13 protein-coding genes are annotated in these 12425 nt (G+C 70.0%); 11 read left to right on the forward strand and 2 right to left on the reverse strand.

Translation table 11 applies throughout. The features are described from left to right. Positions 1 to 36 precede the first annotated feature (36 nt). The gene (gene urtA / locus IEY33_RS15365) at positions 37 to 1224 is read right to left on the reverse strand and encodes an urea ABC transporter substrate-binding protein (RefSeq protein WP_188964173.1); all 1188 of its coding nucleotides are present in this window, start codon (positions 1222 to 1224) and stop codon (positions 37 to 39) included. A 272-nt stretch (positions 1225 to 1496) separates the two neighbouring features. Between urtA and IEY33_RS15370 the strand changes: the two genes are divergently transcribed. The 8 genes from IEY33_RS15370 to IEY33_RS15405 all read left to right on the forward strand — a co-directional run bounded on the left by IEY33_RS15370 (position 1497) and on the right by IEY33_RS15405 (position 7792). Beyond that, entirely contained in the window at positions 1497 to 2183 is a 687-nt protein-coding gene (locus tag IEY33_RS15370) for an urease subunit gamma (protein WP_188964174.1), read from the forward strand. Then, complete coding sequence (ureC, locus tag IEY33_RS15375; RefSeq protein WP_188964175.1) at positions 2180 to 3889, forward strand: urease subunit alpha; 1710 nt, start codon at positions 2180 to 2182, stop codon at positions 3887 to 3889. The genes IEY33_RS15370 and ureC overlap by 4 nt, the downstream gene beginning before the upstream one ends. A 150-nt stretch (positions 3890 to 4039) precedes the next feature. Continuing rightward, positions 4040 to 4402: a hydrogenase maturation nickel metallochaperone HypA/HybF gene (locus IEY33_RS15380; RefSeq protein WP_188964176.1), complete on the forward strand. Its 363-nt coding sequence runs from the start codon at positions 4040 to 4042 to the stop codon at positions 4400 to 4402. Beyond that, positions 4399 to 5067, forward strand: coding sequence for a hydrogenase nickel incorporation protein HypB (gene hypB, locus IEY33_RS15385; protein WP_188964177.1), 669 nt, complete (start codon positions 4399 to 4401; stop codon positions 5065 to 5067). Before IEY33_RS15380 ends, hypB begins: the two co-directional genes overlap by 4 nt. Beyond that, complete coding sequence (locus IEY33_RS15390; protein WP_229671060.1) at positions 5064 to 5522, forward strand: urease accessory protein UreE; 459 nt, start codon at positions 5064 to 5066, stop codon at positions 5520 to 5522. The genes hypB and IEY33_RS15390 overlap by 4 nt, the downstream gene beginning before the upstream one ends. Before the next feature lie 40 nt (positions 5523 to 5562). Further along, positions 5563 to 6255 carry an urease accessory protein UreF gene (locus tag IEY33_RS15395; protein ID WP_188964178.1) on the forward strand — a complete coding sequence of 231 codons (693 nt, stop codon included), beginning with the start codon at positions 5563 to 5565 and terminating at the stop codon, positions 6253 to 6255. An 8-nt stretch (positions 6256 to 6263) separates the two neighbouring features. Further along, positions 6264 to 6935 (forward strand): urease accessory protein UreG, encoded by a 672-nt coding sequence (gene ureG / locus IEY33_RS15400; protein ID WP_188964179.1) that lies wholly within the window; start codon positions 6264 to 6266, stop codon positions 6933 to 6935. Next, a complete protein-coding gene (locus IEY33_RS15405; RefSeq protein ID WP_229671061.1) occupies positions 6932 to 7792 on the forward strand; it encodes an urease accessory protein UreD in 861 nt (286 codons plus the stop codon). Before ureG ends, IEY33_RS15405 begins: the two co-directional genes overlap by 4 nt. Before the next feature lie 51 nt (positions 7793 to 7843). Here IEY33_RS15405 and IEY33_RS15410 read toward each other — a convergent pair whose 3' ends face one another. After that, a complete protein-coding gene (locus IEY33_RS15410) occupies positions 7844 to 9154 on the reverse strand; it encodes an O-acetylhomoserine aminocarboxypropyltransferase/cysteine synthase family protein (RefSeq protein WP_188964180.1) in 1311 nt (436 codons plus the stop codon). Between the two features lie 475 nt (positions 9155 to 9629). Between IEY33_RS15410 and IEY33_RS15415 the strand changes: the two genes are divergently transcribed. The 3 genes from IEY33_RS15415 to cysW are packed head-to-tail and all read left to right on the forward strand — an operon-like array spanning position 9630 to position 12405. Continuing rightward, complete coding sequence (locus tag IEY33_RS15415; RefSeq protein ID WP_188964181.1) at positions 9630 to 10634, forward strand: sulfate ABC transporter substrate-binding protein; 1005 nt, start codon at positions 9630 to 9632, stop codon at positions 10632 to 10634. 2 nt (positions 10635 to 10636) lie between these two features. After that, entirely contained in the window at positions 10637 to 11503 is an 867-nt protein-coding gene (gene cysT, locus IEY33_RS15420; protein WP_188964182.1) for a sulfate ABC transporter permease subunit CysT, read from the forward strand. Then, positions 11500 to 12405: a sulfate ABC transporter permease subunit CysW gene (cysW, locus tag IEY33_RS15425; protein WP_229671062.1), complete on the forward strand. Its 906-nt coding sequence runs from the start codon at positions 11500 to 11502 to the stop codon at positions 12403 to 12405. The genes cysT and cysW overlap by 4 nt, the downstream gene beginning before the upstream one ends. Positions 12406 to 12425: the final 20 nt, after the last annotated feature.

The raw sequence follows: 12425 nt of genomic DNA on the forward strand, positions 1-12425 counted from the left end.
CATGGCCGTTCCGTGCGCCCGGTTCATCTGTTCAGCTCAGGGGCAGGTCTTGCCGGGGAAGGCCAGCGCGTCGTAGGGCTGCGGGGCCACCACGCCCTTGCTCTGCGACACCACCTTGAACTGACCGCCCGCGCCCGAGATGCCGGTGTAGACCGCCTGGGTCAGCGAACCGTTGGCGTCGACGGTGATCTTGCCGAGCGGGCTGTCGACGCTCACGCCCACGATGGCCTTGCGCACGGCGGCCGGGTCGAAGCTCCTGGCCTTCTCGACGGCCGCCTTCCAGAGGTACACGTCCATGTAGGCGTGCGCCATCGGGTCGGTGATGGCCGCGCCCTTGCCGTACTTGGCCTGGTACGCGGCCACGAACTTCTTGTTCGAGGCGTTCGGCAGACTCTGGAAGTAGTTCCAGGTGGCGTACTGGCCGGTGAGCAGGGCCGGCCCGATGCTCTGCGCTTCCTGCTCGGCAATCGAGAAGCTGATGACCGGCAGGCTGGCCGCCGTGTACCCGGCCGCCTGGTACTGCTTGAAGAACGACACGTTGCTGTCGCCGTTGAGGGTGTTGATGATGATCTGCGGCTTGGCGGCCTTGATCTTGTTGATGACGCTGCTGAACTCGGTGCCGCCCAGCGGGACGTACTCCTCGCCGGCCAGCGTGGCCTTCATGGCGGTGATGTGCTTTTTCAGGATCAGGTTGGCGGTGCGGGGGTACACGTAGTCGCTGCCGAGCAGGAAGATGTTCCTGTAGCCCTTGCTGAGCGCCCATTCCAGCGCGGGGAGGGCCTGCTGGTTGGGCTGAGCGCCGGTGTAGATGATGTTGGGGCTGCACTCGTTGCCTTCGAACTGCACCGGGTAGAAGAGCAGGCCCTTGTTCTTCTCGAAGACCGGGAGCATGGCCTTGCGGCTGGCGCTGGTCCAGCCGCCGAAGACGGTCGCCACCTTGTCCTGCGTCAGCAGCTTCTCGGCCTTGGTGGCGAAGGTGGGCCAGTCGCTGGCGCCGTCTTCCTTGACGACCTCGATCTTCTTGCCCATCACGCCGCCCTTGGCGTTGATCTCGTCCACGGCGAGCTGGGCGGCGTTGGCGACCGTGATCTCGCTGATGCTCATGGTGCCGGTCAGCGAGTGCAGCACGCCGACCTTCACGGTGTTCTGGGCGCTGGCGGTGGCGGTCAGGCCCAGCGCGAGAAGAAGGGTCAGGTGACGCTGGCGGCGGTTGCTGTGGCTCATGTGTTCCCCCTGTGAGGTCTGCGGTGGTCGTCGTGCGGCCCGGATGCCGGGCGGGTGCGTGAACGGGTGACAAGCGGCACGCCTGGTGGCGTGTTCCGTCCCCTCGCCTCATGAGTATTGCATTTTGTAAATATATTTTTTAACAATCTGCACAGACAACCGGGCGTTAGGAGGCTTACACCCGCCCGAGGTGATCACCTGTGTAGAATTCTGTTCACACCCGGCACGGCCACCCCCTACCCTGAAGTCCAGACCACCCCACAGGAGGCACCTTGAACCTCACCGAACGAGAACGAGACAAGCTGCTGATCTTCACGGCCGCCGAACTGGCCCGCCAGCGAAAAGCGCGCGGCCTGAAACTCAACCACCCCGAAACCGTGGCCCTCATCACCGCCGAGGTGCTGGAAGGCATCCGCGACGGCCGCAGCGTGCAGGACCTGATGAGCTGGGGCGCGACCATCCTGAGCGCCGACGACGTGATGGACGGTGTGCCGGAGATGCTGCACGACATCCAGATCGAGGGGACCTTCCCCGACGGCACCAAGCTGGTCACCATCCACGACCCGGTGCGCGGCGGGCACAGCCGCACGGTGGCAGGCGAGTACCTGCTGGAAGACAGCGACGTGGAACTGAACGCGGGCAGAGGCACGGCCACCGTGCGGGTCGCCAACACCGCCGACCGGCCCATCCAGGTGGGCAGCCACTTCCATTTCTTCGAGGTGAACGGCGCGCTGAACTTCGACCGGAAGGCCGCGTACGGCAGGAGACTGAACATCGCCGCCGGGACGGCCCTGCGCTTCGAGCCGGGCGAGGAACGCGACGTGGAACTCGTCGAACTGGGCGGCACCCGCACCGTGTACGGCATGAACGCGCTGGTCAGCGGAGAACTGGACGCGGCAGGCATGCGGGAAACGGCGCTGGACCGGGCGCGGGCAGCGGGCTTCAAGGGGACCGAATGAAACTCACGCGCCGCCAGTACGCTGACCTGTACGGCCCCACCACCGGCGACCGCGTGCGCCTCGCCGACACCGACCTGCTGATCCAGATCGAGCGCGACTACACCACCTACGGCGAGGAGGTGAAATTCGGCGGCGGCAAGGTCATCCGTGACGGCCTCGGCCAGAGCAGCACCGCCGTGCGGGAAGACGGCGTGCCGGACGTGGTCATCACCAACGCCATCATCCTCGACCACTGGGGCGTGGTGAAGGCCGACGTGGGCATCCGGGACGGGCGCATTCATGCCATCGGCAAGGCGGGCAATCCCGGCACCCAGGACGGCGTGACGCCGGGCCTGACCATCGGCGCCAGCACCGAGATCATCGCGGGCGAGGGGCACATCCTGACGGCGGGCGGCGTCGACACCCACATCCACTTCATCGCGCCGCAGCAGGCCTGGACGGCGCTGGAGAGTGGCGTGACCACCATGATCGGCGGCGGCACCGGCCCCACGGCAGGCACGAGCGCGACGACCTGCACGCCGGGCGAGTGGAGCATCCACCGCATGCTCGAAAGCCTGAGCGGGCTGCCGCTCAACTTCGGGCTGCTGGGCAAGGGCAACGCCAGCACCCGCGCGCCCCTCGCGGAACAGATCCGCGCCGGAGCGCTCGGCCTGAAACTCCACGAGGACTGGGGCACGACCCCCGCCGCCATCGACGCGGCGCTCAGCGTGGCCGACGAGTACGACGTGCAGGTCGCCATCCACACCGACACCCTCAACGAATCCGGCTTCGTCGAGGACAGCATCCGGGCCTTCGCGGGGCGCACCATCCACACCTTCCACACCGAGGGCGCGGGCGGCGGACACGCGCCCGACATCATCCGGGTGGCGGGCCTGCCGAACGTGCTGCCGAGCAGCACCAACCCCACCATGCCGTTCACCGTGAACACCATCCACGAGCACCTCGACATGCTGATGGTCTGCCACCACCTGTCGCCCCGCATTCCCGAGGACGTGAGTTTCGCCGAGAGCCGCATCCGGCCGGAGACCATCGCCGCCGAGGACGTGCTGCACGACCTGGGTGTGTTCAGCATGATGAGCAGCGACAGCCAGGCCATGGGCCGCATCGGGGAAGTCATCACCCGCACGTGGCAGACCGCCCACAAGATGAAGGTGCAGCGCGGCACGCTGAACGGCGAACCGTACGGCCGGGCCGACAACCTCCGCGCACGGCGCTTCATCGCCAAGTACACCATCAACCCCGCCGTCGCGCACGGCATCGCCCGTGAGGTGGGCAGCGTCGAGGTGGGCAAACTGGCTGACCTCGTGCTGTGGAAGCCCGCCTTCTTCGGGGTCAAGCCGCAGATGATCCTCAAGGGCGGCTTCGTGGTGGCCGCGCAGATGGGCGACCCGGGCGCGAGTATCCCCACGCCGCAGCCGGTGTACACCCGCCCGATGTTCGCGGCCTTCGGCGGCGGCATCGACGCCACCTGCCTGCATTTCGTGTCGGGCGTGAGCCTGCAGGAAGGGAACCTGCCCAGCCTGGGCCGCCGCTACAGCGCCGTGTCGGAGACGCGCAGCATCGGCAAGAAGGACATGATTCTGAACGACGCCGCGCCCGACATCCAGGTGAACGCCGAGACCTACGAGGTCCGGGTAGACGGTGAACTCGTCACCTGCGAACCCGCCGAGACCCTGCCGATGACGCAGAAGTATTTTCTGTTCTGATGCTCCCGGCAGAGACTTCAGGCCCTCAGAGCTTCGGACGACTCTCCGTCACGACAGGCGGGCGGGGAGGGGCGGCTGGCCTCACCGCTCCCTCTGCAGATCGTCTCGTCGTGTGGCCGGGCCGTCCTGAATGCTGTTCCCTCGTTCGTCATGCATGAGGCTTCCATCGCTCTCGACCTGATCCGTGTGGCGGAGGCGGTCTCGCTGGAGAACGGCGGTGGCCGGGTGCTCGCGTTGACGGTTCGTGTGGGGCAGTGGTCGGCGGTGGTGCCGGAGGCGCTCCGGGCGGCGTTTCCGGCGTGTGCCGAGGGATCGCTGCTGGAGGGGGCGCGGCTGAGCATTCAGAGCGTGCCGGGGGTGGGGATGTGCGCGGTGCATGGGCGGGTGGAGCTGAGTCTGCAGCGCGGCCTGCGCTGCCCCGCCTGCGGTGCGCGCACGCCGGAGCTGGTGCAGGGCGACGAGTTGGAGCTGGACGAGCTGGAGCTGGCTGAACCTGAACTGGAGGACGCATGACGACATCCATTCCGCGCATCGTGACGGTGCGGCAGAACATCCTGAAGGCGAACGACGCGGTCGCCGCCGAGAACCGCGCCACCTTCGCCGCGCACGGGTTGCGCGTGCTGAATCTGGCGAGCAGCCCCGGTGCGGGCAAGACGGCGCTGCTGGAACGCACGGCGCGGGACCTGGGGTCCGGGACGCGGCTGGCGGTGGCGGTGGGGGACCTCGCCACCGAGAACGACGCGGTGCGGCTGAGGCAGCATGGGGTGCAGGCGGAGCAGATCGTGACGGGCACCGTGTGTCATCTGGATGCGGGCATGGTGCAGGGCGTGCTGCCCCGCTTCGACCTGACAGCGCTGGACGTGCTGCTGCTGGAGAACGTGGGGAATCTGGTGTGCCCGGCCAGCTACGATCTGGGCGAGTCGGCGCGGGTGGTGCTGCTCTCGACCACGGAGGGTGAGGACAAGCCGCTGAAGTACCCGACGATCTTCAACACGGCGGACGTGGTGGTGGTCACGAAGATGGATCTCGCGCCGCACGTGGGGTACGACCGGGCGCTGGCGCTGGAGAACATCGACCGGGCGCGGCCCGGGGTGCGGGTGCTGGAGGTGAGCAGCCGGACGGGTGAGGGGCTGGACGCGTGGTACCGCTTCGTGCGGGGCGAGGGCTGGCCGGCGTGAAGCTGAGTGCGCTGCGTGTGCCGCTGGCGGGCGGGACGCTCTGCCCGGCCGGGCCGCCGGAGCTGACGGGGCGGGTGGTGCGGGTGCCGATGACGGCGCTGGACCGGCGGCGGGTGCGGCGGCGACTGATCGCGCCGGACGGGGCGGAGCTGCTGCTGGCCTTTCCGACGGGGACGTACCTCGCGCCGGGCGGGATGCTGGAGCGGCGGGGGGACGTGGCGTACGTGGTGGAGGCCGCGCCGGAGGACGTGGCGGCGGTGCGGCCTGCGGGGGTGTCGCAGGCGGTGCGGGTGGCGCACGCGGTGGGGAACCTGCACCGGGACGTGGTGGAGGACGGCGCGGACCTGCTGGTGCTGTGGGACGCGCCGGTGGAGCTGCTGCTCACGCGGCTGGGCGTGCCGTTCGAGCGGCAGTCGCGGCCGTTCCTGGGGCGGCCGTCGTGGGAGGACGAGTGACGCGGCGTGGCGCGGCGCCCGCAGCCGGGGGCGGTGCCGGATGACGACGCTGGCGTTGCTGCGGCTGCTGCAGCTGGCGGACAGTGCGTTTCCGGCGGGCGCGTACGCGTTCAGCGACGGGCTGGAGACGCTGGTGGTGCGCGGCGAGGTGCGGGACGCGGGGGACCTGCGGGCGTTCCTGCACGGGCAGCTGGTGCAGGGGTGGGGGCGGTGCGATCCGGGGGCGTGTGCGCTGGCATGGGCGGTCACGGACGACGCCGGAGCGGGCGGCGCTGCCCATCCGGGGCTGGAGCGCCTGGACGCGCTGCTGGACCTGCTGAAGCCGGTGGCGTCCACCCGGAACGCGAGTGCACGCGTGGGCGTGAACGTGATGCGCGCGGCGGGCCGCCTGTGGCCGCAGCTGGTGCCGGGGCCGGGCGGGCGCGCGGTGGGGGCGCGGCATCACGCGACGGCGTTCGGGCTGGTGGCGCGGCAGCTGGGGGCGACGCAGGAGGACGCGGTGGCGGCCTTCGTGAGCGGGTGGCTGCTGGGACGGGCCGTGTCGGCCACGCGCCTGATGCGGCTGGGCGGGATGGACGCGCAGCGAGCCGTGAGCGACCTGGACGGCGCGGCACTGGCGTGCGTGCGGGCCGCGCTGACGGTCACGCCGGACGACCTGGGCGGCTTCGCGCCGACGCTGGACGTGGCGGCCTGCGAGCAGGCGTCGCTGGACGTGAGACTCTTTCAATCGTGAGGACCGACATGACGACAACGGCAGGATTCAGGACGGCAGGCCCGGTGAAGATCGGGGTGGGCGGCCCGGTGGGGAGCGGCAAGACGGCGCTGCTGGAAGTGCTGTGCCGCGAGATGCGGGACCGCTACGAGCTGGGCGTCATCACCAACGACATCTACACCTTCGAGGATCAGCGCATCCTGACGCGCGCGGCGGCCCTCCCGCCGGAACGCATCCGGGGCGTGCAGACGGGCGGGTGCCCGCACACCGCGATCCGTGAGGACGCGTCCCTGAATCTGGAGGCGGTGGAGGCGCTGGAGGCGGACGTGCCGGGCCTGGACATCATCTTTCTGGAGTCGGGCGGCGACAATCTGGCGAGCAGTTTCTCGCCGGAGCTGGTGGACGCGTGGCTGTTCATCCTGGACGTGTCGGGCGGCGAGAAGGTGCCGCGCAAGGGCGGTCCCGGCATTCAGGCGTCGGACCTGCTGGTGATCAACAAGGTGGATCTCGCGCCGCTGGTGGGCGCGAGCCTGGACGTGATGGACGCGGACACGCGGGCACGGCGCGGCGAGAAGCCCTTCGTGTTCAGCGACCTGAAGCGCGGGGTGGGCGTGCAGGACATCGTGGCGTGGATCCGGCGGGAACTGCTGTTCGAGGACGTGCCGGGCATCGTGTCGGGCCTGGCGGCGCGTCCCTCGTGACCCTGGCTCCCGCGACGGTGGCCCTGTCGGAGGCAGGGCGGTCCACGCGCGAGGGGGTGCTGCACCTGCAGTTCGGGGTGCGGGGCGGGCGGACGGTGCTGACGCGCGACGTGCAGAAGGCGCCGCTGATGGTGGTGCGGCCCTTCGAGCTGCCGTGCGGGACGCTGATGGCGTTCGTGGTGAACCCGACGGGCGGCGTGCTGGGCGGCGACCACGCCGACATCCGCGTGACGGTCGGCGAGGGCGCGCGCGTGCTGCTGCTCACGCAGTCGGCGACGCGCGTGCAGCCGCACCCGGAAGGGCTGGAGGCCGTGCAGGACGTGCAGTTCAGCGTGGCGGAGGGCGGGCGGCTGGAGTACCACCCGGAGCGCACGATTCCCTTCGCGGGAAGCGCGTTCCGGCAGTCGGTGCAGGTGGACGTGGCGGAGGGTGCGCAGTTCGGGATGACGGAGTCGCTCGCGGTGGGGCGCGTGGCGATGGGGGAACGCCTGCAGTTCCGGCAGTACCGGTCGCGCGTGGAAGTGCGGCTGGCGGGGCGGCCGGTGGCGCTGGAGCGGGTGGACCTGCGCCCGCAGGAGGAGGCGCTGGACGTGCCGGGCCTGCTGGGCGGCCGGGCGTTCAGCGCGTCGGGCGTGTGGGTGGGCGGGCCGGACAGGGTGGGCCGTCAGGACGGCACGGACGGCGAGGACTGGCCGGGCGTGCCGGGCATCCTGGCGTGCGGGCGGAACCACGCGGGCGCAGTGTGGCTGCGGGCGGCAGCGGAGCGCGGCCCGGACCTGGACGCGGCACTGACCACGGCGCGGGACGCGCTGCGGTGTTCGCTGTTCGGCGCAGCCCCACTCCGCGTGCGCCGCTGACGCGCGCCCGGATGGCGATCAGGGCACGCGGCAGCACGCTGGTGGGGGCGTTCAGGCGGGGGTGAGGCTGGAGGTCAGGGCCTGCTGCACGTCCGCGATGATGTCCTCGATGTGCTCGATGCCGAGCGAGACGCGCACGAGGCCCGGCGTGACGCCCGCGGCGGTCTGCGCCTCGCCGCTCAGTTGACTGTGCGTGGTGCTGGCCGGGTGGATGACGAGGGTGCGGGTGTCGCCGACGTTCGCGACGTGCTGCGCGAGTCGCGCGTGCTGGATGAAGGCCTCTCCGGCGCTGCGGCCGCCGCGCAGTTCGAAGGTGAGGATGCCGCCCGCACCGCGCGGCAGGTACTTGAGGGCGCGTTCGTGGTGCGGGTGGCTCTGCAGGCCGGGGTACGTGACGCGGCTCACGTCCGGCTGCGTCTGCAGCCACTCGGCGAGGCGCTGGGCGTTGTGGGCCTGCCGTTCGGCGCGCAGGGCGAGCGTTTCGAGGCCCTGCAGGAACTGCCAAGCCTGCTGCGGAGCGAGCGTCGCGCCGAGGTCGCGCAGGCCCTCGGTGCGGGCGCGGATGGCGAAGGCGACGTTCGGCAGGCCGAGTGCGTTGCCTTCGCCGAAGGTCTCCCAGAAGTTCAGGCCGTGGTAGCTGGGGCTGGGGTCGGTCATGAGCGGGTACCGGCCGTTGCCCCAGTCGAAGTTGCCGCCGTCCACGACGATGCCGCCGATGCCGTTGCCGTGGCCGCCGATCCATTTGCTGGCGCTCTCCACGAGGACGTTCGCGCCCCAGCGGAGCGGCGCGGCGTAGTAGCCGCCCGCGCCGAAGGTGTTGTCCACGATGACGGCCACGCCTTGCGCGTGCGCGGCGGCGGCGATGCCTTCGAAGTCGGGGATGTTGAGGGCGGGGTTGCCGATGGTTTCCAGGTACACGGCGCGGGTGCGGTCGTCGATGAGGGCCGTGAAGTCTTCGGGGCGTTCGTCGCTGCCGGTGAAGCGCACCTCGATGCCGAGGCGTTCGAGGGTGACGCGGAACTGGTTGACGGTGCCGCCGTACAGGTTGGGGGTGGAGACGATGTTGTCGCCGGAGCGGGCGAGGGTGGTGATGGCGAGGAACTGTGCGGCGTGGCCGCTGGCGACGGAGACGGCGCTGACGCCGCCTTCGAGGGCCGCGACGCGCTGTTCGAGCACGTCGTTGGTGGGGTTCATGATGCGCGAGTAGATGTTGCCGAAGGCGCGCAGCGCGAAGAGGTCGGCGGCGTGCTGGGCGCTCTGGAAGACGTAGCTGTTGGTGGGGTAGATGGGGACCTGTTGCGCGCCGGTGGTGGGGTCGGGCGTCTGGCCGGCGTGGACGGTGAGCGTCTCGAAGTGCGGCATGCGGTGCCTCCTGGGGGTGGGCGGCGGCGTGGGGTGGTGGGGCCGCCTGGGTGGGGGTGGGGTGGTCAGGGTCAGCTTACGTCGCCGGGAGAATAGTTGACAGAAGTTGTCTATTGCTTGGGTCGGCTGCTGCCCGGGGGCCTGCACCCCGGCCACCTGCCGCTGTCGGCCCCCTCCCCCACCGTCTGAACGCGGTCCAACGGGCGTTCGGAGGGCGTACAGGAGGGCGCGGCGGGGCGTCTGTGGGCGGATTCACCGTTCCTGCACCTGTCCAGAAAGCAGTTGACAATTTTAATCAACTTATCGTTACAATACCCAAAGCTGTGGAACCCATCACGGCCGGAGGCGATCATGAACTGTCCCTGTCCCCACGCCTGAACCGTTCGTGCGCCCGCGCCGCAGACCCGCCCACACCCCCAACACCCCACAGGCCCGCCCACCGGCCAGGCCCTGCCCCCCGACCACGGAGTCCGACATGCCCCACACCCGCACCCTGCTGACCCGCGCCCTGCTGACGGTCGCCCTCGCCACCACCACCGCCACCGCCGCGAACATCACGTTCCTGAACGTCTCCTACGACCCCACCCGCGAACTGTACCAGGACATCGACGCCGCCTTCACCAAACTCTGGGCCGCCAAACACCCCGGCGACACCGTCAAGATCAACGCCTCCCACGGCGGCAGCGGCGCGCAGGCCCGCAGCGTCATCGAGGGCCTCGACGCCGACGTCGTCACCCTCGCCCTCGCCTCCGACATCGACGCCATCGCCGCGCAGGGCCTCATCTCGCCAACCTGGCAGTCGCGCCTCGCGTACAACAGCACCCCCTACACCAGCACCATCGTCTTCCTCGTCCGCAAGGGCAACCCCAAGAACATCAAGGACTGGCCCGACCTCGTCAAACCCGGCGTGCAGGTCATCACCCCCAACCCCAAAACCTCCGGCGGCGCCCGCTGGAACTTCCTCGCCGCCTACGGCTACGCCACCCGCAAGCTCGGCGGCGAAGCGCAGGCCAAGGACTTCGTGCAGAAGCTCTACCGGAACGTGCCCGTGCTGGACTCCGGCGCGCGCGGCAGCACCACCACCTTCGTGGAGCGCGGCATCGGCGACGTCCTGATCGCCTGGGAGAACGAGGCGCTCCTCGCCACCCGTGAACTCGGGAAAGGCAACTTCCAGATCGTGACGCCCAGCGTCAGCGTGCTGGCCGAACCACCCGTCACCGTGGTGGACAAAAACGTCGCCAAGCACGGCACGGCCGCCGTCACGAAAGCGTACCTGCAGTACCTGTACAGCCCCGAGGGGCAGGACATCATCGCGAAGAACTACTACCGCCCGCGCGATCAGGCGGTGGCGAAGAAGTACGCCGCGCAGTTCCCGAAGGTCAACCTGTTCACCATCGCCACCTTCGGCGGCTGGAAGGTCGCGCAGCCGAAGTTCTTCGGTGACGGCGGCCTCTTCGACCAGATCTACACCGGACGCTGAACGTGACGAGCCCCGCCGCGCCCCTCCCCGCCCCCACCGGCCGCACCCGGCGGCACGTGCTGCCGGGCCTGAACCTCACGCTCGGCTACGCGCTGCTGTACCTGAGCGTCCTCGTGATCGTTCCGCTGGCGGGCCTCGTCCTGCGCGCGAGCGGGCTGGGCCTCGCGGGCTTCTGGCGTGAGGTGAGCGCGCCGCGCGTGCTGACCGCGCTGGGCGTGTCCTTCGGCACGGCGCTCGCCGCGTCGCTCATCAACGTGCTGCTCGGCCTGCTGATCGCGTGGACCCTCACGCGCTACTGGGTGCCGGGCCGCCGCCTGATCGACGCGCTCATCGACCTGCCGTTCGCGCTGCCGACCGCCGTGGCCGGCATCACGCTCACGGCGCTCCTCGCGCCGAACGGCTGGATCGGGCAGCTGCTCGCGCAGCACGACCTGCGCGTCGTGTACACCCGCACGGGCATCGTGATCGCGCTCATCTTCATCGGGCTGCCGTTCGTGGTGCGCAGCCTGCAGCCGGTGCTGGAGGACCTGGGGCACGAGCAGGAGGAGGCCGCGTGGAGTCTCGGCGCGAGCCCCGTGCAGACGTTCATGCGCGTGATCCTGCCGGAACTGCTGCCCGCCCTGCTGTCCGGCTTCACGCTCGCGCTGGCCCGCACGGTCGGCGAGTACGGCTCGGTCGTGTTCATCTCCGGGAACCTGCCGTTCAAGACGGAGATCGCGCCGCTGCTGATCGTCAGCAAGCTCGAACAGTACAACTACGCGGGGGCGGCCGCCGTCGCCGTCGTGATGCTGCTCGTGTCCGTCACGCTGCTGCTCGTCGCGAACACCGTGCAGGCGCGCCTCGTGCGGCGCAGTGGGACGGCTGTATGACCCGCACCGGCACGCGCACCGCCGGGCAGGGTAACATCAGTGCCCAGATGCCCTCACGCCCGGCCAGGCCCTCCGTCCGGACCCCCTCCCCGCTCCGCCGGGTCTGGCCCGCCGTGATGGTCACCCTGACGCTCCTCGTGGTGGGCCTGTTCCTGGTGCTGCCGCTCGTGAGCGTGTTCGTCGCCGCGTTCGCCAAGGGCGCCGGACCGTACTGGGAGGCCGTCCGTTCACCCGACGCCGTGTCCGCCATCCTGCTGACCCTGCTGACCGTCCTGATCGCCGTGCCGCTCAACACCGTGTTCGGCGTGGCCGCCGCGTGGGCCGTCACGAAATTCCGCTTCCCGGGACGCGGCCTGCTGCTCACGCTCATCGACCTGCCGCTCGCCGTGTCGCCCGTCATCTCGGGCCTGGTGTACGTGCTGCTGTTCGGCCGTCAGGGCTACCTGGGACCATGGCTGGAAGCGCACGACCTGAAGATCATCTTCGCGCCGCCCGGCATCGTCCTGGCGACCACCTTCGTGACCTTCGCGTACGTGGCGCGCGAACTGATTCCCGTCATGCAGGCGCAGGGCAAGGACGACGAGGAGGCCGCCCTCACACTCGGCGCGAGCGGCTGGCAGACCTTCACGCGCATCACGCTCCCCAACATCCGCTGGGCGCTCGTGTACGGCGTCATCATGTGCAACGCGCGCGCCATGGGCGAGTTCGGGGCGGTGTCGGTCGTGTCGGGCCACATTCGCGGCCTGACGAACACCATGCCGCTGCACGTCGAGATCCTGTACAACGAGTACAACACCACCGCCGCCTTCGCCGTCGCGTCGCTGCTCGCCCTGATGGCCCTCGTCACGCTCGCCGTGAAGGCCGTCATGGAAGCCAGAGCCCCCCGCACAGAACGACACTGACCCGCCCGCCCCACCCCCCC

Origin of the sequence: Deinococcus aquiradiocola (genome assembly GCF_014646915.1) — a bacterium.
Taxonomy (GTDB): Bacteria; Deinococcota; Deinococci; order Deinococcales; family Deinococcaceae; genus Deinococcus; species Deinococcus aquiradiocola.